Origin of the sequence: Streptomyces sp. AHU1, assembly GCF_045343905.1 — a bacterium.
In the GTDB taxonomy this organism is placed as follows: Bacteria; Actinomycetota; Actinomycetes; order Streptomycetales; family Streptomycetaceae; genus Streptomyces; species Streptomyces triticiradicis.
This window is the reverse complement of the sequence record NZ_CP174284.1, coordinates 328,653-355,553: the sequence shown is the minus strand read 5'-3', so window position 1 is coordinate 355,553 and position 26,901 is coordinate 328,653. Positions and strand designations below refer to the sequence as shown.

At 63.9% G+C, this 26,901-nt stretch carries 18 protein-coding genes and 1 pseudogene; 6 read left to right on the top strand and 13 right to left on the bottom strand.

Going from position 1 to position 26,901, the window contains the following annotated elements:
- Nucleotides 1-372: 372 nt before the first annotated feature.
- From ACICHK_RS42530 to ACICHK_RS42520, 3 genes are read right to left on the bottom strand one after another with little or no spacing between them, the layout of a single operon-like run.
- Nucleotides 373-1,056, bottom strand: coding sequence for a 3-oxoacid CoA-transferase subunit B (locus ACICHK_RS42530; protein WP_406841661.1), 684 nt, complete (start codon nt 1,054-1,056; stop codon nt 373-375).
- Nucleotides 1,053-1,724, bottom strand: a complete 672-nt coding sequence (locus tag ACICHK_RS42525; protein WP_406841660.1) for a 3-oxoacid CoA-transferase subunit A — start codon at nt 1,722-1,724, stop codon at nt 1,053-1,055. The genes ACICHK_RS42530 and ACICHK_RS42525 overlap by 4 nt, the downstream gene beginning before the upstream one ends.
- The gene (locus ACICHK_RS42520) at nt 1,721-2,923 is read right to left on the bottom strand and encodes a thiolase family protein (RefSeq protein ID WP_406841659.1); all 1,203 of its coding nucleotides are present in this window, start codon (nt 2,921-2,923) and stop codon (nt 1,721-1,723) included. The genes ACICHK_RS42525 and ACICHK_RS42520 overlap by 4 nt, the downstream gene beginning before the upstream one ends.
- Nucleotides 2,924-3,007: 84 nt before the next feature.
- Here ACICHK_RS42520 and ACICHK_RS42515 point away from each other — a divergent pair, with 84 nt between their 5' ends.
- Nucleotides 3,008-3,931: a LysR substrate-binding domain-containing protein gene (locus tag ACICHK_RS42515; RefSeq protein ID WP_406841658.1), complete on the top strand. Its 924-nt coding sequence runs from the start codon at nt 3,008-3,010 to the stop codon at nt 3,929-3,931.
- A complete protein-coding gene (locus ACICHK_RS42510; RefSeq protein ID WP_406841657.1) occupies nt 3,928-4,869 on the top strand; it encodes an AraC family transcriptional regulator in 942 nt (313 codons plus the stop codon). Before ACICHK_RS42515 ends, ACICHK_RS42510 begins: the two co-directional genes overlap by 4 nt.
- 15 nt (nt 4,870-4,884) lie before the next feature.
- Here the strand turns inward: ACICHK_RS42510 and ACICHK_RS42505 are convergent, their stop codons facing one another.
- The 4 genes from ACICHK_RS42505 to ACICHK_RS42490 form a co-directional block, all read right to left on the bottom strand.
- The gene (locus ACICHK_RS42505) at nt 4,885-5,793 is read right to left on the bottom strand and encodes a dioxygenase (RefSeq protein ID WP_406841656.1); all 909 of its coding nucleotides are present in this window, start codon (nt 5,791-5,793) and stop codon (nt 4,885-4,887) included.
- Entirely contained in the window at nt 5,790-6,845 is a 1,056-nt protein-coding gene (locus tag ACICHK_RS42500) for a maleylacetate reductase (RefSeq protein WP_406841655.1), read from the bottom strand. The genes ACICHK_RS42505 and ACICHK_RS42500 overlap by 4 nt, the downstream gene beginning before the upstream one ends.
- A gap of 3 nt (nt 6,846-6,848) precedes the next feature.
- A complete protein-coding gene (locus ACICHK_RS42495; RefSeq protein WP_406841654.1) occupies nt 6,849-8,642 on the bottom strand; it encodes an FAD-dependent oxidoreductase in 1,794 nt (597 codons plus the stop codon).
- Between the two features lie 915 nt (nt 8,643-9,557).
- Nucleotides 9,558-10,085, bottom strand: a complete 528-nt coding sequence (locus tag ACICHK_RS42490) for a hypothetical protein (RefSeq protein WP_406841653.1) — start codon at nt 10,083-10,085, stop codon at nt 9,558-9,560.
- A 234-nt stretch (nt 10,086-10,319) separates the two neighbouring features.
- On the opposite strand from ACICHK_RS42490, the gene ACICHK_RS42485 reads away from it, so the two are divergent.
- A complete protein-coding gene (locus tag ACICHK_RS42485; protein WP_406841652.1) occupies nt 10,320-10,595 on the top strand; it encodes a hypothetical protein in 276 nt (91 codons plus the stop codon).
- Nucleotides 10,596-11,152: 557 nt separating this feature from the next.
- On the opposite strand, the gene ACICHK_RS42480 is transcribed toward ACICHK_RS42485, so the two are convergent.
- The 3 genes from ACICHK_RS42480 to ACICHK_RS42470 form a co-directional block, all read right to left on the bottom strand.
- On the bottom strand, nt 11,153-11,752 hold the full coding sequence (locus tag ACICHK_RS42480; RefSeq protein ID WP_406841651.1) for a TetR/AcrR family transcriptional regulator: 600 nt from the start codon (nt 11,750-11,752) through the stop codon (nt 11,153-11,155).
- Between the two features lie 83 nt (nt 11,753-11,835).
- The gene (locus ACICHK_RS42475) at nt 11,836-12,294 is read right to left on the bottom strand and encodes a MarR family winged helix-turn-helix transcriptional regulator (protein ID WP_406841650.1); all 459 of its coding nucleotides are present in this window, start codon (nt 12,292-12,294) and stop codon (nt 11,836-11,838) included.
- A gap of 219 nt (nt 12,295-12,513) precedes the next feature.
- Entirely contained in the window at nt 12,514-13,320 is an 807-nt protein-coding gene (locus ACICHK_RS42470) for an alpha/beta hydrolase (RefSeq protein ID WP_406841649.1), read from the bottom strand.
- 320 nt (nt 13,321-13,640) lie between these two features.
- Between ACICHK_RS42470 and ACICHK_RS42465 the strand changes: the two genes are divergently transcribed.
- A complete protein-coding gene (locus ACICHK_RS42465) occupies nt 13,641-17,429 on the top strand; it encodes a carboxypeptidase regulatory-like domain-containing protein (protein WP_406841648.1) in 3,789 nt (1,262 codons plus the stop codon).
- Nucleotides 17,430-18,125: 696 nt separating this feature from the next.
- Here the strand turns inward: ACICHK_RS42465 and ACICHK_RS42460 are convergent.
- From ACICHK_RS42460 to ACICHK_RS42450, 3 genes and pseudogenes are all read right to left on the bottom strand, one after another.
- Complete coding sequence (locus ACICHK_RS42460; RefSeq protein ID WP_406841647.1) at nt 18,126-18,524, bottom strand: hypothetical protein; 399 nt, start codon at nt 18,522-18,524, stop codon at nt 18,126-18,128.
- 461 nt (nt 18,525-18,985) lie between these two features.
- Entirely contained in the window at nt 18,986-23,053 is a 4,068-nt protein-coding gene (locus ACICHK_RS42455; protein ID WP_406841646.1) for a S8 family serine peptidase, read from the bottom strand.
- A gap of 522 nt (nt 23,054-23,575) precedes the next feature.
- Nucleotides 23,576-24,140, bottom strand: a pseudogene (locus tag ACICHK_RS42450) (YceI family protein).
- 801 nt (nt 24,141-24,941) lie between these two features.
- On the opposite strand from ACICHK_RS42450, the gene ACICHK_RS42445 reads away from it, so the two are divergent.
- Nucleotides 24,942-26,090 carry an FAD-binding oxidoreductase gene (locus tag ACICHK_RS42445; protein WP_406841645.1) on the top strand — a complete coding sequence of 383 codons (1,149 nt, stop codon included), beginning with the start codon at nt 24,942-24,944 and terminating at the stop codon, nt 26,088-26,090.
- Between the two features lie 10 nt (nt 26,091-26,100).
- A complete protein-coding gene (locus ACICHK_RS42440; RefSeq protein WP_406841644.1) occupies nt 26,101-26,676 on the top strand; it encodes a DivIVA domain-containing protein in 576 nt (191 codons plus the stop codon).
- Nucleotides 26,677-26,901: the final 225 nt, after the last annotated feature.

Sequence of the window (26,901 nt, the reverse complement as noted above, 5' to 3'; positions counted from 1 at the left end):
ATCGAGGCCTCCCGGGGAACTGGCCGCGTGCTGATCCCCTCTTTGTCCCTCCTCGCGGCTGAACGAGCAATGCATGGAGCCGGGCTCCATGCTGCATTACTGCGGTTCGCCGAGAGCATTCCTTCAGGGCCGCACACGCCGTGGACGCGATGTACTGGCCCAGCGCCGACGAACCCGTGGCCCACGCCGCTGCCATCGCATAGCAGGCACTCAAGGCAGGCGAGCCACTGACTGTCCTCTCGCTCCAGCCCACCCTTTACACCGGAACCGGTATCACCCTGCTTGATCCCACCTGACCGTGCCAGGACCTTCGGCCCTGGCGGCCATCGCCGGTGTTGAAGTGGCGGCACGGTCGGCCGCAGCCGAGGCTGTTCAGGCGGCTCGCTCCGGCGGTGTAGTCAGCAGCGGCATGTCCAGAGCGTCGGCGAGGTCCTGCACGTCGATGCCGAAGGTCTGCCGCACACTGACGCCGTGCGGGGTGATGTCGAACACCGCAATGTCCGTGTACACCCGGTTCACACAAGCGAGACCGGTCAGCGGGTAGCTGCACTCGGGCACTAGCTTGGGCGTTCCGTGGCGAGTGAAGAGGTCCATCATCACGAAGACCTTCTTCGCCCCGATCGCGAGGTCCATGGCTCCGCCCACAGCGGGGATGGCGTCGGGGGCGCCGGTGTGCCAGTTGGCCAGGTCGCCGCGTGCGGAGACCTGGAACGCACCGAGGACGCAGATGTCGAGGTGACCGCCGCGCATCATTGCGAAAGAGTCGGCGTGGTGGAAGTAGGCGGCGCCGGGCAGTTCGGTGACTGGGACCTTGCCGGCATTGGTCAGGTCCGGATCGACCTGCTCCTCATGGGCGGCGGGTCCCATGTTCAGCATCCCGTTCTCGGTGTGCAGAACGACGCCGGAGGTGGGGGAGAGGTGGTCGGCGACCAGGGTCGGCTGGCCGATCCCGAGGTTGACATAGGAGCCGTGTGGGATGTCGCGAGCGATCAGAGCCGCGATGTCGTGCTTGCTCAGCGGGCTCTGTCCGGGGGCCTGCGAGGATGTCGGGCTCATATGTGATCAGCTACCTTGACTACACGGTCGACATAGACGCTGGGCGTAACGACGGTCTCTGGGTCGATGCTGCCGGTCTCTACGATCTCGCGGACTTGGACGATCACGGTGGCCGCCGCGGTGGCCATCACGGGGCCGAAGTTCCGAGCGGTCTTGCGGTAGACGAGGTTGCCCATGCGATCGGCTCGGTGTGCGCTGATCAGAGCGAAGTCTCCGTTGATGGGATATTCCAGTACATGAGGGTGTCCGTTGATCTCGCGGACCTCCTTGCCCTCGGCGAGCAGTGTGCCGGCACCGGTCGGACAGAAGAAGGCGCCGATGCCGGCCCCAGCCGCCCTGAGTCGTTCTGCGAGAGTGCCCTGCGGGACGACCTCGAGTTCGATCTTGCCTTTCCGGTAGAGGCCGTCGAACACCCACGAGTCGGCCTGGCGAGGGAAGGAGCAGATCACCTTGCGTACCCGCCCTTTGGCGAGTAGCGCGGCCAAGCCGGTGTCGCCGTTGCCGGCGTTGTTGGAGACGACGGTGAGGTCGTCCGCTCCCTGCCGTATCAGGGCGTCGATCAAAGCCACGGGCATACCGGCCATTCCGAAGCCTCCGACGAGCACCGTCGAGCCGTCCTGAATGCCGGCGACCGCCTCGTCCGCATCGGAGTAAAGCTGCGCGGTCATCGATTGCTCCCGGTGACGTTCTCCAGTACGACAGCCAGCGCCTGACCGACGCCGATGCAGATGGCGGCGACTCCCCAGCGCTGCCTGGATTCCTGCAGACGGCGGGCGAGCGTGCCTAGCAGCCTTCCGCCGGAGGCGCCCAGGGGATGGCCGAGAGCGATGGCGCCCCCCTTCGAGTTGACGATCTGCGGATCGACGTCCCAGGCGTCCACGCATGCCAGCGCCTGGACGGCAAAAGCCTCGTTCAGCTCGATGGCAGAGACATCGGACCAGGTGATGCCTGCATGCTTGAGCGCCCTGTTCGCCGCCTCCACAGGGGCGAAGCCGAACAACTGTGGATCCAGAGCAGACACGCCACGTCCCGCGACGCGGGCTATGGGATCGCTGCCGATACGTGTCGCGGCGGCGCCCGAGCCGAGGAGCACGGCTGAGGCGCCGTCGCTCAGCGGAGAGGCATTGCCGGCCGTGATGACGCCGTCGGCGCGGAAGGCGGGAACGAGTGAAGCGAGCTTCTCCGTGGTGGATCCGGGACGGATTCCCTCGTCCCGTTGGAGAGCGGTGCCGTCTTCCTGCGTGACAGGGACGACCAGATCGTCGTAGAAACCCGCATTCCAGGCTTTGTCGGCGAGATGGTGGGAGCGAACGGCGAATGCGTCCTGGCGGTCTCGGGAGATTGTGAAGCGATCGGCCAGTTGCTCGTTGGCCTCGCCCAAAGAGACCGTCCAGTCTTTGGGCATGCGCTTGTTGATCAGCCGCCATCCGAGGGTCGTGGACACGGCGGTCGTGTCCCCGGCAGGGAAGGCGCGCTCGGGCTTGGGCAGCACCCAGGGGGCGCGGGTCATCGACTCGACCCCACCTGTGAGGACGATGTCCATGTCACCGCTCTCGATGCCGCGCGAAGCGATGAGAGCAGCGTCTAGAGATGATCCGCACAGGCGGTTGACGGTCGTGGCCGGCACAGAGGTGGGGAGTCCTGCAAGAAGGACGGCCATCCGGCCGACGTTGCGGTTGTCCTCTCCGGCGCCGTTGGCGTTGCCCCAGACGACGTCATCGATCTCCGCCGGGTCCAGGCCCGGCGTCCGGTCCAGTGTCTTGCTGATGAGCTGGGCCGCGAGGTCGTCGGGCCGGACGTGGGCGAGCGCGCCCGAGAACCGGCCGAAAGGAGTCCGCGCTGCCGCATAGAGATAGCTGTCGGTCACCCCGCCACCGTAGGAACTTGCATATCAGTACGTCCAAGACGTAATCACAATCGATTGATACAGAGGGCTTATAAAATAGGATTCATGGAGCTACGGCAGATCCGCTACTTCCTGGCGCTCGCCGATGAATGCCACTTCGGACGTGCGGCCACCCGCCTGCACGTGGCGCAGCCGGCCCTCTCGCAGCAGATCAAGCAGTTGGAGAAGGATCTAGGGACCGTGCTGTTCACCCGTTCCACCCGGCATGTCGCGCTCACCGAAGCCGGCCGACACCTCATCGAGCACGCACGGGCCCTGACTGCCGAGGAGGAACGCACCCGACTGCACATGACGGAGCTGGCCACCGGCTACGCCGGCCGCGTCTCCATCGGTTTCATCGGAACCGCCACCTACGATCTACTGCCGCATGTCGCGCGCACCGTACGCGCCCGACTGCCCAAGATCACCATGGACCTGCGGGGAGAACTCCTCACCCCAGACCTGGCCGATGGGCTGCTTACTGGCACCTACGACCTTGCGGTCCTGCGAGACACGGTCGACCATGAGGACATCCACACCACGCCTCTGCGCTCGGAATCACTGGTGGCCGTACTGCCCTCCCACCATCCGCTGGCGGGCAGACGGCGCATCTCGCTCGCCGAACTGGCCGACGAGCCCTTCGTCATCCACCCCTCACGCTCCCGCTCTTCCATGTACGACCGTGTCCTGGCCGCCTGCAGGCACGCAGGATTCCAGCCCTCCTCACTGATCGAGGTCGGTGAAACGGCCACTCTCGTCGTCTTCGTGGCTGCAGGTCACGGTGTCGCCCTCGTCCCGGCGTCAGTCCAGAGCCTGAGCCTCAGCAGCGTGTCCTACGTGCCGATCACCGAGAGTGAATCCGTCAACCTGGTGCTGGCGGGCCGCGCCCGGGGGAGCACACCCGCGACCAAACAGGTCGCCTCTGTCATCGAACGATGCGTCCACGACCTGGAGCATCACCAGAGCCCCACATCTACCCTGGAGGAATGACGAACGGGACGACGACAGGTGCTCCGGTGCGCTTCAGCACCGTTGGCCTTCCCGAAGCCCAGCGCATCGCCCTGTGGGAAGAGCACAATGCCCAGGCCCTGATCGGCCTGCGCTGTCGCGCCCTGCAGGAAATCGCTTTGGACGCAACGGAGATCAATCTGCAGCTTCCCAGAGTGCACGTGGCCCAAGTGTTCGGCACTCCGCATGTCGTAGAGCGACCCCAATCGGAGATCCGCCGAGTTCCATCGGACGCTGTGGCCTGCTATCTGACCCTGGCCGGCGACGCCTTCTTCTACTACGACGACGGCGTCCGGCTCCTGCACCCTGGGCAGCTGCTGGTCTGCGATGCAGACCAGCCCTTCATGCGAGGCTTCTCTCAGGGCCTCGAGGAACTTGCCCTCAAGGTCCCCCGTGACATGTGGCGCGAGCTCGGAGGGCCGGCATCCCTGACGCAGCCGATCGTCATCGACGACGGCGTCGTCCAGACCAGGACACTTGCCACGCTGGCCGCTCAGGCGTTGAACCCAGAAACCTCCGCCGGAGTGGATGAGGAGGTCCTGCTGGACCTGCTCACCTCCGTGGTGACCGGCCGGACAGCATCCCTCGCCGCTGTCCACCTGAACATCGCGAAGGCCTACATCGGTGAACATCTGACCGACCAGAGTCTCTCCGCAGCCCGCATCGCCCGCGGTGTCGGGATCAGCGAACGTCACCTCTCAAGAGTCTTCGCTTCGGGCGGTACCACCGTCCCCCAGTACCTGCTCCACCGCCGCCTCGAGCACGCCCGAACACTGCTTCAAGAAGGAAGCGAAACGACCGTGGCCAGCGTTGCGGCGCGCTGCGGTTTCGGATCGCCAGCTCACTTCTCGCACCGGTTCAAGCAGCACTTCGGCTTGCGCGCCACTGACATTTTGCGTCAGGCCCGCGCACAGGCCTGACGCAGGCGGCCCCAGTCAGCTGCCAGGAGCCAGCACGATGTCGAAGCGGACCCGGGACCACGACCGCTCGCCCAGATCACGTCCGTCCGGTGTTGGCGTGCCCGGTGGCTGTTCCTGGAAGTCCTTGACCAGCGACTCCTTCACACCGAACACAGAATCACTGTCGAGGAACACGTCACCACAAACAAAGATGTGCGTGACCAACGTGCGCAGGGCGGGAGCACTCACCATGAAGTGCAGGTGAGAGGCCCGCATCGGCGAGCGGCCCGTCATCTCCAGCAGCCCTCCCACCGGGCCGTCGTGGGGGATGGGATACGGCGTCGGTGTCAGGCCCCAGAAGCGGTAGCGACCGTCGGCGTCAGAGAACAGATGCGCGCGAGCCGCCATCCGATCGTCACCGTACTGCGTGTCGTAGAAGCCGTCCTCATCCGCCTCCCACACCTCGATCCGCGCTCCGGAGACCGGCTTTCCCGCGGTGTCGGTGACAGTGCCTTCCACCCAACACGGCTGTCCGACAGCACCGAAGGCGAGGTCGCCGCCCAGATCGATCTCCGGACTGTTCTCGACAAAGAACGGTCCGAACACAGTTGCCTCAGTGGCATCACCGTGTACCTCGTTGTTGACGGTGACCGTCTGCATGGAGGCCCCGAGAACGTCCGACAGCAGGATGAACTCCTGACGGCGCATGTCGGTGATGTGACCGGTGCGGGTGAGGAACTCGATCCCCGCATTCCATTCCTGCTCGGTGAGGCGAACCTCCCGCACGAACCCGTGCAGATGACGGACCAGGGACTGGAGTACTTCCTGCAGTCGGGGATCGGCGCAGCCTTCGAATGACTCGAGCACCCGGCGGGTAATTTCCTCCTCCCGATCCCGCTGCTCGGCCGGGACCAGGCCACCAGGCGTGGCGAGATAGTCGGTCATCGGGGATCAGCTCCTTCCCAGGCGGCACGGACAAGACCGGTGATTGCATCCACAGTGATCGGCCGGGGGTTGCCGGCCGGAGCGGCCGTCACAACGGCCTGAGCAGCTTCGGTAATGCCCTCAGAAGGCATCCCGAGACTACGCAGCGAGCGCGGTGCCTTCAGACGGTTACCCAGTCGTGCCAACCCCTCCGTGGCGGTGGGAGCATCCAGGGCAGCCGCCAGGCGGTGCTCCGCGTCCGAGACGCCAGGAGCATTGAAAGCGAGAACGTGCGGAAGGACGACAGCGTGGGTCTGGGCGTGCGGCAAGTTGAACATTCCGCCCAGCACATGGCAGATCTTGTGGTGCAGCCCGGATCCAGCGGACGCGAATGCCGCCGCCGACAGATAAGCGCCGTACAAAGCCTTCTCTCGGCCCGCCACCGCATCCGGTTCCGCCGCAACCAGCGGCAGGCCCACACGCAGCGCCCGGGCACCCTCGATCGCCAGAGCCTGGTTGATGGGGTCCGCCCGTGGAGCCCACAGAGAGTCCACACAGTGGGCCAGCGCGTTCAAACCCGAAGCGACACTCAGCTCGACAGGAAGCGAGAGCGTCAGCGCGGCATCGTAGACGATCGCGCGCGGCAGGACTCTTGGATCCGAGCCGGTGGTCTTGGCCGAATTCTCGGTGAGCCCCCATACGGCTGTGGCCTCCGAGCCGGCATAAGTGGTAGGTACGGCGACGATCGGCAGCCCCGTCGTCAGCGCAACGGCCTTTGCCAGGCCGGTGGTCGAGCCGCCGCCAACGCTGACCAAGACATCGACGTCCTGCTTGGCGGCTGCGGCTCGTGCCCGCAGGGCCACCTCCAGGGGGACGTGCATGACGACGTCAGAATGCCGGTGGACCACAGGCAAGCCTGCAGTAATGCGGTCGGCCAGGTCCTTCTCGGCCGCTCCCGCGATGACCATCACCCGCTGCGCGCCGAGCGCGGCGACCTCTGCAACCAGCCCTTCTGCCGCGGCGCCAGAGGCGAACCGAACCCGCTGTGGCAGTGTCTCGTGTACGAATTGCACAGGTCAGTCCCTTCCCAGGATGGACAGCAGGGCGTCACGCAGTTCGCCCTCGGGGTTCTCGGGGAGCTCTGCGGCTCGCCATGCGATGTGCTTGTCGGGTCGCACCAGCACGACCCCGCTCTCGCCGACCTCGCGCAGCTTGGCCCAGTCGTAGTACAGGTCGGTGACCTCGCGGCCGGGGCCGATGACCACGGTGCTCAGCGGGATACCGAGGGAGTGGCCGACCTTTTCGGCGGCTTCCTCCCATGCCTCGCCGGCGATACCGGTCAGCAGGGTCCAGCGGTCGTAGGGGGCCAAGTCCATCAGTGCAAGGCGCTTCGCGCTGTCACCTACCCAGGCGTGTGGCAGGTGCGCGCCGGGCACGGTGGACATCTCGTAGTAGAGGTCGGCATCGCGTGCGGGGGTGGGCAGTTCACTCCCGTTGGAGACCACTGCGGTCGAGGCGTAGTGCTGGCCGAGTTCGACGCCGTGAGCGTTGAACTCGTAGTTCTTCAGGTCCATTGCCCGCACCAGGGCGGCACGCTTCGCGGCGCCTGCGGGGGTATTGGCCTTTCGCTCCTCGATGGCGGCAGCCATCTCCGCCTCGCCTGTTGCGCCGAGGACACCGAGCGCCTTGAAGATTTCCACGAACTCGCGGCTGGACCTGTTGGCCCGCTTGACGATGCGTTCGGCGACCGGAGCCCGTTCGGTGGTGTAGGTCTCCAACAGGTTGGGATCCGCATGCCCCTTGAGCACCGCGGCAATTTTCCAGGCGAGGTTGTAAGAGTCCTGGACCGATGTGTTGGAGCCCAGACCGTTGCTCGGCGGGTGCCGGTGGATGGCGTCGCCCGCGCAGAACACCCGGCCCCGCTGGAGATGGGTCGCGTACATCTCGTTGTTGCCCCACAGGCTCGTGCCGGTGATCTCCACCTCGAGTTCGGGGATGCCGAGCAGGTTGCGGACGATCTGTACGGCGGCCTGCTCGTCGATGACCGGAGGCTCCTCGGCGATGTCATAGCCCCATACGATCAACCACTCATTCCACGGCCGCACCATGCGGACGAGTCCGGCCCCGATACCACCCACGTTGGATCCTGGCTGCAGGACCCAGTACAGGACGGACGGTCGGTGGGCGACGAAGCGGGTGATGTCTGCCTTGAACGTGATGTTCATCGACCCCGCGATGTCCATCGCGCCTTCGAACGGCAGATCGATGTCCGCGGCAACCTTGGACCGGGCCCCGTCCGCGCCGATCAGATACTTAGCCCGGATGCTGTATTCGTGGCCGGTGAGCCGGTCCAGCACCTGGACCGTCACCCCGTCGGCGTCCTGGACGTGTGAGAGGTACTCGGTGGAGAACCTGGTCTGGGCACCACGCTGAGTCGCATTGCGCACCAGGATCGGCTCCAGATAGGACTGAGGAATGTCCACCGTCAGACAGGGGGACGCGAGGCGGTAGTCGGCCTCCCGGTCGGGACGGGTGCCCCACGTGTGGATCCGCCCGATCTCCTCACCGGAAATGCTGGTGCAGAACACGGTGTCACCGACCAGACCGTGCTCGGTGGCATCCGCCAGCACCTGGTCCTCGATGCCGAGGTCGCGAAAGACTTCCATGGCGCGCTGGTTGGTGATGTGCGCGCGGGGTGTGTTGGCCGTCCATCGATATTTCGTGATCATGATGGTGTCGACCCCGAGCGTCGACAGCATCAGCGCTGCGCTCGCTCCCGCGGGTCCAGAGCCGACGACCACCACGTCGGTTGTCACGGCCGATTCGGTGGGCAGGTCGGTCTCGGAGATCCCGTCGTTGAATATGGGCATCGTGATGGGCCTTTCATCGATCCGGCATCGTCGCCGAAGTGGTCAGTCTGGGACCGACTGCTCGGTTGTGGAACGGCCAGACACCCAGGTGGGCGGGAAGACCAAGAGTTGGCGGATCTGCGAAGAAAACGAGTTCAGCGATACGGTCTGCGCACAGATGGGCTCGCGCTCGGGTTGAAGCGGCTGCTCGACAGGTGTGGGCACGTGGGCGGGGCACCAGTTTGAAACCGTCCGCACTTACTGCTCTGAACTCGACGCCCTCATCCTGCACGTCCCCGCCTTCGCGATCATGCTCATTAAGCGCCGGAGCGAATTGCCGCACGGTTCGACACCGCAGTAGGGCGACCTGCCCAGCGGCCGTACCCTTGCAGTCCGCATTGCCTGCGAGCTCGACGCTGTTATCGCCGGATTGACCCTGCCCTGGAGTTCGGGCACGGTTGAAGGGCATGTCAACCGGAGCAAGATGGTGAAGCGCCAGATGTTCGGGCACGCCGGCTTCAACCTCGTACGGAAACGCACCCTGCTTTACACATGGCAGCCCGCGCCCCGTCGGCTCGACGTTGCAATAGCCTCCGCATGTGACCTAAGAGCTGGCAAGCCGACGTCGATGGGCTGGCACCCGTGCTCGCTTAGTTGAGCGGCAAAACCGGTGGCTGTTTCAGGATGGATCACCTGACGGCCGTTGGTCATCGCGTTCATGGTTGAAGATGCCAACGCCGTGGGGACCGGCCACTGGCGTGTCGGAGAAAGAGTCGCTCAGCACGGTGCGGCTGCGGGCAAAGAAGACTGCTGGGCTGTAGGCGACCAGGTCCGGAACGGTTGCGGCCAGTGTGGGGTCGGGGTGGTAGAAGTGCGGGTCGACGGCTTCGAGACCTCACGGGCTGGCCGAACAACTCCTTGGCCTGGCAATGCGGTTCAGGGCCGTTTCAGCAAGTCGAGTGCGATCATCTCGCAGTAGCTCAGCGTTGTTGCCGTCTGGTCGAGGTCGCCGTTTTCCGCAGAGCGGCAGGCCAGCATCATCATGGTCATGATGGCCTCCAGGGGTCCGCTTGCAGCGGGGTTCGTGCCATGCCTCAGTTGGTCATGAAACGCATGAAGGGCGTCTTCCAGGACGTCGGACCAGACTCCGGCATAGATCTCCGGGCGCACATTGGTTAGGGGAGTCAGCCACAGTTCTGCGTGTGAGTCGAGCAGCTGCTCGATCGGCCGGAAGTCCATGATGGATCCGCACGGCGCAGACCCGAGGAAGGCATGCGTGGCTACACCTCGCCAGTTGGGCAGGTTGGCATGCGCGGGGCACAGGAATGCAATCCAGGACGTTGCGGGTTGGCTGCTAGTTGCTGGCCCTTCAAGCACCATCGTTGCACTGGCGGGGCATTTCACGACAGTCCGCAATGCGCTGGGCTGCCGTTGGGCCGACAACTGCTCAACGATGGACGGCACGCAGGCTCCTTCAGCAGCTCGATCTGATTGCTCATGCACGGCCAGGACAGGATGTCGGAGGGAAGGTGGGTGGGGCAACGATGTTCACTGTCCTGGTGCGTGGCGGCTGCACAGCATTGACGCGCGGGTACTGACCCGCGCTCGGCGGTTTCATTGGTTTCTGGCGTCTGTTTATGTAGCGAGCAACTGATCGTCCTGTGTTGCTGCCGCCCGCGACGGAGCGGAACTCCCCTCATGCTGGGTGATTTGATCGATCAAATTTTCGTGGATGTCTCCCTTTCGGGCAACGACAGAAGGCTGCGGTGGTTCGTTGGTGCAAGTAACTTGCCTAAAAGTGCAATACCGGACCGCCTGGCCTCCGCCGACTTGGTCGCCAGCCCGCTGTGGAAGGAAGGTTTGAGTCTGCGAGCCGATGCCAAGACCTGGAAGGCCTGGCATGTTGACCGCGATGCCCAGCTCTGCTGGCTGAACGCGCGGCTGCGCGGACATCGGGACGCCGGTGTTTGGTGATCGGTGTGTGCTTCATGACCAAGGGCTGGCGGGCTCCTGCTAGAAAGCCGGGCACAGGTGATTGCCAGTCCTTGATGGTCAAGACGTGCTTCCCCAGTCCGAAGTAGGTTATTCCTTCGATTCGGTGGCGAATGCACGGTTGTGTTCGCTGTTTCCCTCGATCCGGCGCTGGTGGCGGGCTTCCACCTGGCAGGAGGAGGGTTGCGCCAAGCTGAGCGTGGCGGCAATCAGGTGCCGTCTGCGTCCTGCTGCGTCCCCGATCATGGAAGCGTAAGGAGGTGTCGTTCGCCTCCCGTTGTGTCTAGTGGCGTAGAGCAGGACGCTCTTGTGTGTTGGGAGGTCATACGGCCGGACCCTCAGGAATGCTGGTTCAGTTGACGTCGAGGATCACGTTGATGATCTTCTGCAACTCAGGCACCTGAGCGCCGTTCCAGGGGCGGTCCGCCTGGCTTGGCAGGCCGTCAAGACCGGCCCGGCTAGGGGCCCGGCGCGCATCAGAGAAGCGCGAACGCCTGTCGGCTCGTATAGCAGTGACCTTTACTTCAGCGACACCGGTGTCAGCCTGTCAGTTTGGTGTCGTCCTCGACGAGATGCCTGACACCCAGGATCAGGATTGTTCTTGCCTTTTGTGGGTCTTCGAGATAGCCGGCGATCATCGCGCCGTCGCGTAGGGCAACCATCAGGTCCGTCCGCTCGGCAGCATCCGTACGGTCCAGCCGGTAGAAGGCATCTTGAAGGAGGCTGCGGAACCAGGACCGGTGGTCGATGACCACCTGATGTACGGGGCTCTGCGGATCGGGGAACTCCGATGCCGCTTTAATGAAGGGGCAGCCGTGAAAGTCGGCTCCGCAGATCTCTTTTCCGATTCCCTCGGCCATGGCCATGAGAAATTCGGAAGGGAGTAGGTTTTCTCTTGCGGATTCCAGTTGCTCCTTAATCCGGGTGTCGACAGATTTCAGGTATGCGCGGACCAGATCATCTTTCCCTGGGAAGTGTCTGTACATAGTGGCCCGGGCGACATCTGCCTCTGCCATGACGCGGTCGACTCCGACAGCCCGGATGCCCTCCTTGTAGAACAGGCGACCAGCGGTCGCCAGCAACCTGTCGCGAGCCGCCGACCTTCCACCCGGTGATTTAGCCGATGAAATGCTTGTCATGCCTCCACTCTAACTGTAAAACAGACCGTTCTGTCTCTTGCGTGCGAAGAGTGAGTCAGGAAGCAGTGTTCGAGTGATGGGTCTCAGCGCCGTAGGGAAGCCGTGGTTGCATCGAAAGCGGTGATGAGCTGGTCCAATCGGTCGCGGAGGTCCACCAGTGCTGCTTCATCCATGTCCATGGATGCTGCGATTCGGCGAGGGACGCTGCGCAGACGCTCCTGCAAAGCGGCACCCTCCCTCGTGATGTGAACCCGTACTGAGCGCTCGTCCAGCGGGTGACGGCGACGTCTGACATGGCCTGCGGCCTCCAGGCGCTTGAGCAGAGGGGAGAGCGTTCCCGACTCGAGACGGAGAGCGTTCCCGAGTTCTTTGACGGAGACGTTGTCACGCTCCCAGAGCACGGCCATTACCAGATACTGCGTATGAGTCAGGTGTGCATCATGCAGCAGAATCCGATAGAGGGCGGCACAAGCCCGATTGGCGGCATCAAGAGCAAAGCAGACCTGGCTCTCAAGTGCCCATTCATCATCCGAGCCTCCCATGACGGTCATGTTAGGTGGACAGCCCTCCTTCTGTCTCTCGGGGATCCCTCCGGTTGGTCAGCCTGCCTGATTTTGGGATGAGGCTGGACTGTTGGCTGTGCCTGCTGGATTTGATGGAGAGGCACTTGGCTGAAGAGAGCCGCGAGGGAACGTGTGGGATGCGCGATCGACAGATCGCCGGGTGGTCCTCGAGGGCCGCGGCCGGTCTCGAGGGTCCTATCAAATGTTGCTGGAGGCCCAGGCGAGGGCGTAGTCGGCGACTTCCTCCCACCCGTCCTGCCCGATGATGAAGTGGGAGCGGCCGGAGAATTCGTGGTAATCAGTTACAGCGGATGACTTCCTGTACAGGCGCCAGTTGGCTCGGTTCACCTTGGGCGGGGTGATGTTGTCGTTCTCCCCGGAAAGGAAAAGCAGGGGTGCGCGTCGGTCATTCGCAGAATTGACCTTCGTGACTGCGTTGGGATTGAAGTTGGCGAAGGCTCCCTGGAACAGCACGCGGGCGGATCCGGGCACGTGATATCGAGTGTAGGCGGCTGCTGATTCCTCCTTGGTCAAGATGTTGGTGAAAGCGTAGTGGAATTGCTCGGGCGTCAGGGGGATGGCTTTGTCCTTGTTGCCTGGGTTGCCGAGAACCGGCCACGCTGAACGCAGGGTGGACAGCGGCAGCGGCAGTACCCCCTTCACTGCGGCTGAACTGATGGCGACGCCTGCCCGCCCATGGCTGCGATCCAGCAGCAACTGGGTGAGGGCCCCGCCGAAGGAGTGCCCGATGATGATTGGTTCCTGATCGAGACCGCTGATGACCTCTTCATAGTGGGCCAGGACCTCCTCCAGTCCCACGCCGGCTATGCCTTCGGGGTTGGTGCGGATGTCCTCAACCTCGCGGTCCAGGCCCGGCCAGGCCGGGGCGATGACCTGGTACCCCTGCGAGGTGTAGCGCTCCGTCCACTTTTCCCAGCTCCTGGGTGTCAGCCACAGGCCGTGGATGAGAAGGATTGGCGGCAGAGGATGACGGGGGGAGTCCATGCATACTCCAAGCTAGATAGAACGTTCTTTCTTGTTTGAGGTTAGCCTCCACCATCGATTCGGGCAATCCCTCCACCTGCGACGACGAGGGCGCGTCTGGACCTGTTCCGCTGCAACCCCCACCAGGCAACGCTCTCGAGTCGCCAGCCTTGCCGAGAAGCCTGCACTTGTGCCCCTTGGGGCACGGTCATCGCCGGAAAGAGAGGCCCGCACCACGAACTTTTCTGGGGCTGGCTGCAACTCACTACTCTGCACGCGGCATGTGTCGCCGCCTTCAACGAACGTGCAGGAGCTGTGCTTTGCCCATATTCCGGAGATCGGTGACCTACCGCAGACGACCGTCCACGGCCAGCATGATCGTGCTCGGTACCGCACTGATGGCAGTGCTCGGCATCCAGGCTCCCGCCCGAGCCGACATCACTATCAAGCCCGCTGCCCCGCCTACCCCTGGCGACCTGCCGGGCCACGTCGCGCCACTGTGCGGCCCGGCCAAGCCGCACCAGCTCACCTGCTTCGGGCTGCGCCGTACCGACATCACGCCGCGCAAGGGACTGCGGACAGCCGACGACGCACCGCAGGGTTTCGGCCCGGCCGATCTGCTCAACGCCTACGACCTGCCTGCCGACGGCGGGGTAGGCAAGACCATTGCCATCGTCGACGCCTTCGACAATCCGAGCGCTGAGGCGGACCTGGCCGTCTATCGAGCGCAGTACGGGCTGCCACCCTGTACCACCGCCAATGGCTGCTTCACCAAGGTCGATCAGCGCGGCAGAACCGACTACCCTGCTTCAGAACCTGGTTGGGCCACCGAAATCTCGCTGGATCTCGACATGGTCTCTGCCGTCGCCCCCAAGGCCCGCCTTTTGCTCGTCGAAGCCGACGAGGCCAGCATCGAGGATCTCGGGAGTGCGGTGGACCAAGCGGTGGCGCTGGGCGCGGGGTATGTCTCCAACTCCTATGGTTCCGACTATCTGTACGCCCCCGAGGACCCTGCCGAGTCGGCGGCGGACGTGCACTACGACCACCCTGGTGTAGCGATCGTCGCGTCCTCTGGTGACGAACGCTACGGTGTCGCCTATCCCGCTGCTTCCCCGCACGTCACAGCAGTCGGAGGTACCACGCTCACCAAAGACTCAAACGTCTCCCGCGGCTGGTCCGAATCGGTCTGGGACCACGACGGCAGCGGGACCGGATCTGGTTGCTCCCGTTACGAGCCCAAACCAGCTTTTCAGAAGGACACCGGATGTCCCGGCCGCACCGTCGCCGACGTCTCAGCGGTGGCCGACCCAGCCACCGGAGTGGCGGTCTACGACTCCTTCGGCGCAGCGGGAGGATGGGCGGTGGCCGGCGGCACCAGTGCATCGGCCCCGATCATTGCTGGCGTGTACGCGAACGCTGGAACCCCAGTGGCCGGTACCTACCCCAATGCCTACCCCTATGCCGCCACCGCACTGCACGATGTCGCGACGGGCTCGAACGGTAGATGCTCCCCGGCCTACCTGTGCAGCGCAGGTCCCGGATATGACGGCCCTACTGGCCTCGGCACTCCTGATGGGGTGACGGCCTTTCGCATGGGAGCGCACGGCACCCTCACCGGCACCGCCACGGATAGTGTTACCGGCGCTCCTATAGCCGCGGCACAGGTCACTGCCGGTATCTACACCGCCACCACCGACCGCAGTGGGCACTACTCCCTACCGCTGCCCGTCGGCACCTATGACATCAAGATCAGCGCCTACGGCTACGCGTCGGGCCGGGCCTCGGAAGTCGATCTGACCGATGGCGCCACCGTAAAACGCGACTTCAATCTCCGTAGATTGGCCACCCACAGTGTCTCGGGCACCATCACCGACGGGTCGGGCCACGGATGGCCGCTCCACGCAAAAATCGCAGTGGAAGGGATGCCCGGCGGTCCCGTCTGGTCGGATGCCTACACCGGCGCCTACACGCTCGACCTTCCCGAGAACGGCACCTACACCCTCCGCGTCGTCAGCGACGACAGCCATTATCAGCCCCTGGTACGCCAGGTGAGTGTGGGCGCAGCCGATCAGCGTGTTGAACTAGCCCTGCCGGCCGACACCTGGGCGACCGACAACCCGGCATACACCCTCAAGGTCCACCCGCTCGATGAGCAGACCTTCGACTCGGCCACCGGCCCACCGCAGGGATGGCACGTCACCAACGCTGCGGGGACCACGGCAGGGTGGACCTTCGACGACCCGGGCGCCAGAGGCAACAACACCGGAGGATCCGGCGGCTTCGCCATCGCCGACAACGATCACAACGGATGGGACACCGCACTCGACACCCAACTGGTCAGCCCCGTCTACGATCTGCGTCGTGACGGTGATCCTGAACTGGCCTTCAACACCGACTACGAGGGAGCCGGCGACCAGAGCGGCGACGTCGACGTCACAGCAGACGGCGGCAAGACCTGGACGACCGTATGGCACCAGGACCAGCTGTGGACGAACGGCCGGGTAGAGATTCCGCTGACCGCCTACGCTGGCAAGGCGGCCGTACAGGTCCGCTTCCATTTCACCGGCCCGGGCATGCTCTGGGCTGTCGACGATGTAACGATGGATGAGCGCGTGCTGACACCGGTCGCCGGTGGCATGCTCGTCGGCGCTGTTACCGACGCCAACACCGGCCACGGAATCATCGGTGCAGTGGTGAGCACCCGCCCGGCCGGCGGGCCAACCGCCCTCACGGAAGCCAGCGCAGGCGACCTCCAGATCGGCGATGGTCTCTACCGGTTGTTCGTACCCGGCGGCGGACAACACACCTTTGCAGCAACGAAGCCGTCCTACAATCCCGTCTCTCTCACCACCACCGTCCGCCAAGACCGAAACTCCATCGGTACGTTCGTTCTAAAGGCCGCACGCCTCTCCATTCGTCCTGCTCATATCGAGGCCACCACCACAAGGCACGGCAGGGTCACGCGTACGGTGACTGTGCGGAACACCGGTACTGCTCGGACCACCGTCCGGATCGGTGAGCGAACCGGCACCGCACCGGGTACTGACACACCTGGCACTGCCTGGCGCGAGCTTCCTGACTTGCCTGTCGCCGTAATGGACAACGTAGTCGAGAACCATCAGGGCAAGCTCTTTTCCGCCCTCGGTACTACTGACGGTGACACTCCGATAGCAGACCTCTACATCTACGACCCCTCAACGGCTTCCTGGAGCCACGGTGCCAGCGCGCCCGAGCCTCGACAGGCCACAGCGCACGGTTTTATCGGCGACCACCTCTACACCGTGGGCGGGTGGGCGCAGGATGAGGCAGTGAGCCGGACCCTTCAGGTGTACGACGCTGCCCACAACGCATGGACTAAGGGCCCGGATATCCCCCAGGGGCACTACGGAGCCAGCGGCGCTGTGCTCAACGGACGCCTCTACGTAATCGGCGGGTGCACCAACACCGACTGCACGAAGAACGTCTATGTCTTCGACCCCACTTCCCACACCTGGTCGAGGGCCGCCGACTATCCCCAGACGATCAGCTGGACCTCCTGCGGAGTGATCAGCGGCAAGCTGTACTGCGCAGGCGGCACTCATGACTACGTCGAGACCGGCGCCGCTTACGTCTACAACCCGGCATCCGACAGCTGGCAGACCATCGCCGATATGCCAACGGGTCTGTCCACTGCGGTCTACGCATCCGCCAACGGACAACTCCTCATTTCCGGCGGATTCAAACGTGTAGGCGTCAACAGCGTTCTCACCGGAGAGGGATATGCATACGATCCTGACAAGAACACCTGGAGTGCCCTCCCGGACGCGCCTGACGCCGTCTACCGCGGCGGCGGAGCTCCGGGCTTGTACCGTGTGGGCGGCAGCAATCAGGCACGCTTCCCGATCCCGGTGGCCACGACCGACCTGTTGCCGGGTTACGACCAGACCGAGTCGGACGTACCCTGGCTGTCGGAAAACAGGCACCAGCTCGTGCTCCAACCCGGACAGAGTGCATCGTTCACTGTAACGATGAACGCGAGCGAACTCAGCCGATCCGGCACGTGGACCGCGTCCCTGACCGTGCTCCACGACACTCCCTACTCGGTGGCGGCCTTGCCTGTGTCTTTGAAGGTCACCCCCAACACCAAGTAGTTCCGCTTCCACACTCGCAGGGCCTGATCGAGGACGAAATCCCGTCTGTGATCAGGCCCTGCACTGTTCGAGCGACCAACACGACATAGCCTTGACGAGATCGGAAAATTTAGGGTGGCTGCCGCACACACGCCGAAGCCGACATAGGCCGGACAGGCGTCTCCCGTTCCCTCGGCCTGCCCAACTCCCTGATGCCGACGGCACGGCCCGATCACAGCCCTGGCAATACCTCGGCATCTGGACCACAGGCGGACGCGGTTTGGCAACGGCCGCGCTTGCACACAGCGTTTCGCTGGTTGTATGGCTATGGCCGCCCACGACGGCCAGACCACCTTCGCGGTCGATGACTTCTGTGAGCGGTTGACGCCGCAGGAACCGCCTCGGTAACGCGGACGGCTGTGCTCAACCGCTCCTACCGACGGCAGGAGTGCCTCCGGTCGGGTCTGACCTGCACACGGAGGTGATTGATCTGATCGCCTCCGCTGGGGCAGCCGGGATAAAGGTCATCACGCTTGCGGACAGTTGGCACTGTCATACGGGCTGTCCTGCAGACGGTGCCGAGAGAAGCAGTTGGCCTGCGGGGAATACGACACGCAGACCTCCGTCGTCCGCTTCAACTGCTTGGAATAGAGAGACAGTTCTTGCACACGGCAAAGCCCCCGGTCGGTTCGTCGCACCGACCGGGGCCATGGACTATCAGATGCTGGACCACAGGTAGTGGTGCGTGGTGGTGCCGTAGGTGCGGATCAAGACGCCCTTGGAGGCCTTGACGGGCACAGTGTCAATGTAGAACGTACCGCTGTTCGTGTTCCACTTGCCCCGGACAGTCGCGGTCGTGGTCTTGCTGGCCAGGCTGAGGGAGGCGCACTTGCCAGGCTTGACCAGGATGGTCGACACACCACCCTGCTGCGGAAGCACCGCATAGGAGCTGTAGTTCCCATTGGAGCAGATGGTCAGCTTGTACGGCGTGACGCTGGCCGCGGAGGCGGACCCCGTGCCGCACACAACCAGTCCGGTGGTCAGCGCGCCCAGGCTCACAGCAGTGACAGCACGCTTGACACTCTTTGCGATGTTCACGATTTCCTTCGCCTTCATCAAGTTCCTTGATAAGAAACTCACTTGGTCGATGGACGGCGGGCTAAATCTCTCAGCCCGCACGCCGTGCACCACAACGTAGGGAGCGACAGCAACCGTCAACAACATCCGCTACGGCACATGTGGCCGCGCGGGCATAGGAGTGCCCAAAAAGGTCCTGGCAAAGCCGCGGATGTGTTTGTGACGGTGAGGCAGTGGCGGGGTCGAGCTCTCTTCGTGTCCGGTCGCCGTTCCCTTGTCAGCGGATGTGCTGGCCGCGGAAGCTGTAAAACCATGCGGCCGTCTGATTTTTAGTCCAACCGAAGGCGGCCAGGCCGGAGTCGTGTATTTAACGTTCGTCGATGACACGCGGCAATGCCCCCGCGACCAGTTGGTGGCCCGTGACCAAAGACTCCCCAGACCCGAGGACCGACCGGATATCCGCTGGTCGGCCCTCGGGTATCAGTGCAACTGCCTCCAGCTCAGGGAAGCAGAGCCAGCCGGTGTACGCCGCCGTTGACCGTGCCGGCGTACAGGGCCGTCCCATCCGGGGCAGCCGCCAGGCTCACGACATCACTGCACTGGAGTCCAGCGGACACGTTGCGCCATGTCAGCCCATTGTCATCGCTGCGCAGCACTCCGCGCCCATTCTTGATCAGTCCGCTGGTGCTGTAAGGGCCGGACGCCGCGTACAGCGCTCTGCCGGCGCGGACCACATCAAAGATGTGGGCGGGCAAGCCGCCGGTGTCGGCGGTGCGGAATGTCCGGCCGTGGTCAGCGCTTACCCGGATCCCGTCCCCGCCCAACAGGAGACGTGACCCGTCCGAGGTGATGCTGTACACGGGGCCGTCTGCCACCTTCGAGACCGTGACGCCCGCATCGTCGGAGTGGTAGAGACCGTTTTCGTTGCCCAGCCACAGTTGTCCGGGCTTGCCGGGGTCGGCGGCGAGCACCGTGAATGACGTTTTGTGGTACCGGGTGTGCCACGATGCTCCACCGTTGTCGGTGGTGTAGAGACCGACATGGTCGATGTTTACGAAGGCTACGTATACCCGGTCCGGATCCGTGGCATCGACTGTGAGGGCCAGAGGCTTTTGCGCATACTGTCCTCGCACTTGCCAGGTGCGCCCTGCGTCCTCGCTCCGGTCCACGGTGAAGGTGCCGTCCGCGAGGGTCGTCACCCGCCACACGGTCGTGGGGCGGCTTGCGCTGATGGCCACCTTTGGTACGCCCACGCCAGTGTGGCCCTCGCCGCCCGAGCGGCCCCACTCGGAGTCGAGTGCCGGAATCTTAGTCTTGAACACACCGTAAGCGGTGGCTGCAAGTAGGTTGCCGTCGCTGACGGCCAGGTCGTTGACCGTTGTCCCCTGAACCCCTATGCGGTGCGATCCCGTGCCGTCGGTTGCGCTGCGGTACAGGCCGTCGCCCTCCGAGGAGACGGTGATTGTGCCGTCGGGCCAAGCGTCGTAGTCGGCCACGACCGCTCTGTCCGTGGGCAGCGGGAAGTCGGACCAAGTCCTTCCGTGGTCACGACTGAGATGGGCGATGTTGTCGCTTCCCGCCCCGAGGAACAGCGTGCCGCGCTCGTCGATCAGGTTGTTGCCAGTGACGGGCAGGTCGAGAGCGGTGGACCACGTGGCGCCCTTGTCGTACGACACCCGGACACCGAGATTCGAATCGTGGAGAGCGATCACGTCTTTGTCAGCGACGATGCGATGGATGCTCGCGCTCGCGTCGGAGAAGAGACGACGTGCCGGCCCAAGGGCACCGGTATTGACCCCAGATCTCACCCACACGGTGTCGAAGGTACTCAGATACAAGCTGTCATCGACGATCGCAGCGGAACTGGTGTAATCGCCGGTGCCGGTCGGTACCGTGCGCCAGGTGATGCCGCCGTCAGTGCTCGTGAGCACCTGTGTGCCGGACACCAGGACGAGCGTGTGTGTTTGGTCGTCTGAGAGGAAGGCGGTGAGGAGACCGGGGATCGTATTGAGGACGGTCCAAGTCAGGCCGGAATCGTCAGTACGCAGGACCCAAGTACGATTCAGAGTGCTGTTGTCGACGGTGTACCACCAGCGTTTGGGGTTGTGCGCGTCGATGACCACCTTCCCCCGGCCATCGGTGGAGGCGACCGGAAGTCGTCCGCGCTGCGTCCACGATCTGCCGTTGTCCTTGGTGAACCACAAGGCTGCCTTCTGGTACTGCGCAAGGACCGCCTCGCCAGGGGCACCGGGGACTTCAGTCACCTCACCCGCTTCGCTGTTAGGTCCGATCGCCTGCCACGAGCCTGCTGACGATGACGGCTGGGTGACCTCAAATGCATCGGAACCCATGAGGACCTGTCCGGTTGCCGCGACTGCGCGCGTCTCAACCTGATACGTGCCTGCATCGCGCACAGTCACCGCGAGGTTGTACCACTGATCGTGATCGAGAGCAGCGGTGTACGTTCGGGTTACACCCTGGCGGGACGTCACGGTCACCGCGGGCGGCGCCTTCAGCGGCGTCGGGCTGTGGATGTATACATTCGTATAGCCGTTGCTGGGATCAGGGGACGCCTCGGTGTCCAGGTGGCGGACGGCGAGGAGGTAGGGAACATTGAGAGGCGAACCGTGATCGGGCTTTATGCTGACCAGGCCGTCAAGATCAGCGTCAGTTTTGGGGCGTGAAGCGTTCATCGTCACCGTGATGCGGCTTGTGGCGTGAGGTTTGACCCTCACCCGGGCCGGAGTTGCCTTTGCCTGTCCGGTTGTGGTGACCGACGCTTTGACAGTCCTGCTGCCGGTGTTAGTGACAGTCACGGATGCGCTGGCGTTCAGAGTGCTCGACGAGAGGTCGGCCAGCCGGAACGACACCGATGCGGGTGCGGCAGTCACCTGCGCATGCGCAGCCGCGGCAACGTCGATTCGGCCTGCACCCTGGGCAGTTGCCGGAAGACCCTTCAGATGAAGTGCGGTTCCGACAAGCTCGGACTTGATCTGCTCAGGTGCCAGATCGGGACGGAGCTGGCGAAGCAATGCGGCTGCGCCCGCCACATGGGGAGATGCCATGGACGTGCCAGACATGCGGTACTGCCCCGGCGCCCACAGGGCACTGGGGACGGTAGAGCGGATCTCTACACCCGGGGCAACGAGGTCGGGTTTGAGATCGAAGCTAGGGGAGGGGCCGCGGGAGGAAAAAGATGCGAGCTCGTCCGTGGCGTCGACGCTCCGCAGCGTCAGGCGCAGTGTCCCCTTCGTGACCTGGTCGTGAAGGTCCCGGTACTGCAGATCATCTGTGCTCAGCGTGACAAGCGTGTCCATGCGCAGGGAGTCCCCTGACTCCTGCACGCGCCCGGTGCTTGGCTGTGCGGGTATCACGCCGGGAACGGCAGGCACGGCGGGTACAGACTGAGGGCCTGCGCTGGCATCGGGTGGGCCGCCGACGAGGGCCAGGGCTCCGCGTTTCTCAGCCTCACGATCGAGCATCATGTGATCGCCGGTCAGTTCATTGAGCTGCACAGGCACGTAATTTGAGGTGAGTACGATCTTCCCTCGTACGTCACCTGCCTTCTTCCACTCTTCAAGAGTGCCGGCGCCGATGTCGACAACCTCGGCGGTCACAGGGTGAGCGGGCGGATTGGCCGACACCACGCCTCTTGAAGCCTGGACCAGTTGAGGCTTCCCGCTTGTCGTGAAGAGACTGGGAATCCGCAGGTTGCTCGTGGACGCACCGACCGAAATCACGCCGTCGGCGTTTCCCGGTGTGCTCACGGTGCCCGCATTCGGGCCGGTGTTGCCCGCTGCGGCCACGACGACAACGCCCGCCCTGACAGCCGCGCTCGCGGCCTCACCGACGGGATCGGTTCCGTCCCCGTCACTACCCAGGCTCATGTTGACTACATCAGCGCGGAAGGGATTGGTCGGATCGGTCGCTGCCTCGAGCCCGGCTATGATGTCGGAGGCGAAGGCGCTTCCGGAACTGTTCGCCACTTTGTAGGCAGTCAGTGTGGCATCAGGAGCAACTCCAGTGATGCCGCCAGGGCGTGTTGTTCGTGCCGCGGCAATGCCAGCAACGTGCGTGCCGTGACCGTTGTCGTCCATCGGGTCACTGTCATCATTCACGAAGTCGTAGCCAGCGACGACCTTGTGCCCCGGTCCGATCCCATCACCCAGATCTGGGTGGGTATAGTCGACGCCGGTGTCGAGGATGGCAATGGTGACACCGGCGCCGCGAGCGGTCTTTCCCTCCGGCGCGCTGCTCTTCCACACCTCCGGTGCCCCGATCAAAGGAACGCTCACGTCGGTGCTAGTGTGGAAGAAGGCGTCAGGAACGACCGAGGCGACACCAGGCAGGTTGGAGAGTCTGCTCACCTCACTGCTCGGGACTGTCAGGGCCACGGTGTCGGTGAGAAGACTCAACCGCCGCACTGCGTGCGGATGCACACCAGCGTTTTCCGCTTGCCGCAGGAATGTCGTTTGCCTGGTGCCGATCTGGCGACGTCGGTCTCTGACCGTGTCTTCGTTGGTGCGGTCCAGTCGGCCGAGCGAGGTAGCAGCAGGTTCCGTGGTCATTTGGACCAGGACTCTTCGTGCTGGATCCGAAGGTATTGCAGTTGCCGTGGCCGGCAGCGCGCTCAGGAGTCCACTGGCCATGACGACGGCTGTGCCTGCGCCAAGTGAACGTCGTACGAATGTTTTCATAGCCGCACGTCGTACGCCGAAACTGATAGCCGCGGCAATCGACATAGCGCCCAGGCGTCAATAACGGCCCCAAGAGGCGGAGTTCTGTCCTTTTGGGACAGCCTCAGAAGCCAGTGAAATGTCTGCCTCTCTCCTTCTTGGACGGATACGTGTCGCATCCCTTTCTGTCGTGTGAAGCCTCGCTAAGCATCCGCCGTGCGGATCCTGGCGGAGGACCAATGGACATGCGAGCGGGGGAAGTTGATCCGTTTTGGAGTCACTCCTGTTGCAATGCGAGCGGAGCTTGAGTTCCCCAAGGGCGCTGACGGGGACGGAACGCGGGATCCTTGGTGCACGGCTTACCTGCGCACTCGCTTTGGCCGCCCAGGTCCGGGCCGGGGCGCACGTCAGGCGTCAGGCATCCTTGATGGCGAAGACCTTGAACTCGAGCTTGATCTTCTCGCTGAGAGAGACGCCGTCGGTCTCCAGCGCGGTGTTCCAGATCACGCCGTAGTCCTTGCGATTGATGGTGACTTCGCCCTCCAGGCCGACGCGCAGATTGCCGAACGGGTCCGTGGCTGCGCCTTCGTAGGTGAACGGGATGGTCACCGACTTGGTGACGCCCTTGACCGTGAGTCGCCGGTGAGCTCGAAGGCGGTGTCGTCACTGCGCTGCACGGAGGTTGAGACAAAGGTCATCTCCGGGTACTCGTCCATGTTGAGGAAGTTGTGGCTGCGCAGATGCTGGTCGCGGTCGGCGTTACGGTGTCCACGCTGGTGACCTCGATGGTCACCTTGCCCGACGACTTTGCCAGGTCGGCGCCGTCGAAGTAGGCGCTGCCCTCGAACTCGTTGAACGTGCCGCGGACCTTGGTGACCATGGCGTGCCGAGCCACGAAACCGATCCTGCTGTGCGCGGGGTCGATGGTGCAGGGGCGGTCAGAGCCGCCAGGTCGGTCGGAAACGTGGTCATGGAAAATGCACGGAGTCGACGATCATAGTGGATATATAGAACATATCCGACGACTCTCCAATGTGCGCTGCAAGGCAGAGTGCCCTCAGCGTCGCAGCGGGCAAGCATCCCGCGACGTCAAGCACTGTGGTTACGAGAAGCCAAGCCGTGTACGCAAAGCCGACCGAGACATTCTCAGACCGGCGGTGGTCGGTGCACCTGAGGCGGCCTTGCAGGTCGAGTCGTACTCGAATCCCGCCTTCACCTCCTCATCGGTCATCCGTCGCGGAGGGCAGGCCCAGAAAAGGGATACCCAGAGCAGCCGCCCCGTGCTGGTAAGCGTCCTGCAGTCGGTCGAGGTCGGGTTTCCCGCCCGCAGCGAACACCACTTTGCGCTTGGCTGAGAGCTTTCAGAACAGCTCGCAGATACGTGAATCGGTGGTTGAGTAGCCGGTACGTGGACACGTTCGCCCCGGCCGGCGTCCGCGCCCAAGCTGTCCGGTGTCCTCGGCTGCAGGGGCGCCTGGTCAGCCCTCAGTACATGTCCAGCATGTCATCGCTTATCTACGCAGGGTGATCAAACTGCGGTTCCCAACATTCCCTTGAGGGCATGGAGAGGGCGGTACGGGCAGAGCTGGCGGAAGAACGGGCATTTCCCAAAGGTGCAAGCGCATCGTGCCCTTTCACACCGTCAAGATGTGACTAAGCTCCGCGAGCTGTCATGAAATCTGGTCGGGACGTTTCCTGTCGGCTCGCTCCGCCCGTCATGTTCGATATCCCGGGAAGAAGAAGCTCCTATGATGCTGGGCCGCAACGCCCGAACCACGGTGTGGCGCTCGCCCTCGACGATTTTCGGCGCAGGGGTCTTCGAGTGATGGATGCACGTGCCCTGCGTGAGTCGTTCGAGATGGCATGCAGGTCAGGGGACGAAGTTCCGCAATATTTCTATGCTCAGCTGTTCCTGCGAGCGCCTGAGGTCCGGTCGATGTTCCCTGTCTCCATGGGGGCTCAACGCGACCGGCTGCTTACGGCACTGGGACACATCACGAGCCAGGCTGACCAGCTGGATCGCTTGACGCCCTACCTGCAGCAACTTGGCCGTGATCACCGGAAGTTCGACGTGGTGATTCGGCACTACGAGGTGGTGGGTGAATGCCTGCTGGCGACCTTGGCGTATTTCCTCGGTGAAGCCTGGACGCCGGAACTGGAGATGCAGTGGATCTCCGCATACGAACTTGTGGCACAGACGATGGCCCAGGCTGCGGTGGACGACGAGCGCGTCAATCCGGCCTGGTGGCAGGCGGAGGTTGTGCGGCATGAACGGCGAAGCGTGGATCTGGCGGTCGTCACGCTGCTCCTTAATCAGCCGATGCGTTACACCGCGGGTCAGTCCGTCATGCTCGAGCTGCCGCTGATGCCCAGTACGTGGCGTGCTTTCACGCCGGCCAACGTCGCGCGGACGGACGGTACGGTGGAGTTGCATGTGCGGGCAGTGGACGGCGGGCTTGTCAGCCCGGCGATCGTGTACGGCCTGAACGAGGGCGACGTTGTGCGCCTGGGAGCGCCCATTGGGAGCGTGCTCACGCTTGCGTCGTCACGCGGCCGAGACCTGGTGATGGTCGCAGGAGGAACGGGACTGGCGCCGATGCGCGCGATGATTGAGGAACTTGCTGTCACCGGTGCGCAGCGGCAAGTGGACCTCTTTGTTGCAGCACGTGAGGAATCCGGTTTCTACGATCTTCCCATGCTCCGCCACATGGAGCACAGCTATCCCTGGCTCAGGGTCTGGCCGCTCTCCGGTTCGGACGCGGGCACCCTGGAGGACCGCAGCCTTGCCAAACCGGTGCTGCGTGGCGGTCGCTGGGACGAACGTGCGTTCTATGTGTGCGGTTCTCCGCGCATGGTGTCAGCCACGGTGAAGGATCTGACTGAATCAGGGATTCGGGGCGATCTGTTGTTCTTCGAGGAAGATCGGTGATCCGAGACAGATGAACGCGACGGACAACTTCAGGGGATCTGGTGAGCTTCCGGTGCGACCGGTGACACCGGACGAGCTGCGCTCGGCCACCTTCAGCCGTGCGCCGCTGACGCGGCGGGGCTTTGCGGAAGACGAGGTTCGGTTGGCCATTCGTCGTGCTGCTGACGCGCTCGGCATGCAGTTGGAGGACAACCGTAGGTTGAGGGCAGAGTTGCAGCGCCAGCGGGACTGGATCCGGGCTCACAATGTCGGCGGCGGTGCAACATCGACGGGTGTTCCGGGCGTCGACACTGTGCTGCAGGTCGTTCGTGACCAACAGGCTGCAGACCGCACCATCGCGTATGCACGTGAGCAGGCCAAGGCGTTGGTCCAGACAGCTCGTGCGCAAGCACAGGCCTTGGTGGAGCAGAGCAAGAAGGAGGCCGCGAGACTGGTGGCGGAGGCGTCCGGGCCGAAGGGCTCGCCCTTCGACGAAGCTGATGTGACTCGGTTGGTGACGCTCGTGAAGCACGCGGCACGGCAACTCGCAGCGGAGGCCGAGGCCTTTCCGACGAGCGAGGTAGAGGCAGTCAGGCCCATTGTGTAGATGTTTCCCTCCGGTGTGCTTTATGGCCGTCCCGATGCGAATCTTCCTTGGTAGCTGACGTTTCCTCAAGAGAGCGCACGTAGCGACATACTCTGTGGCTTGCTACAGGGGTGCATGGATCCCTGCTTCTTCGGTAATGGGCAGGGCGAGATGGTCGGGAGTTAAGGTCAGAGCATCTGATCGGTTCCAGGGAGACCTGGTCAGATTCATGACCGCGGGTGCGTG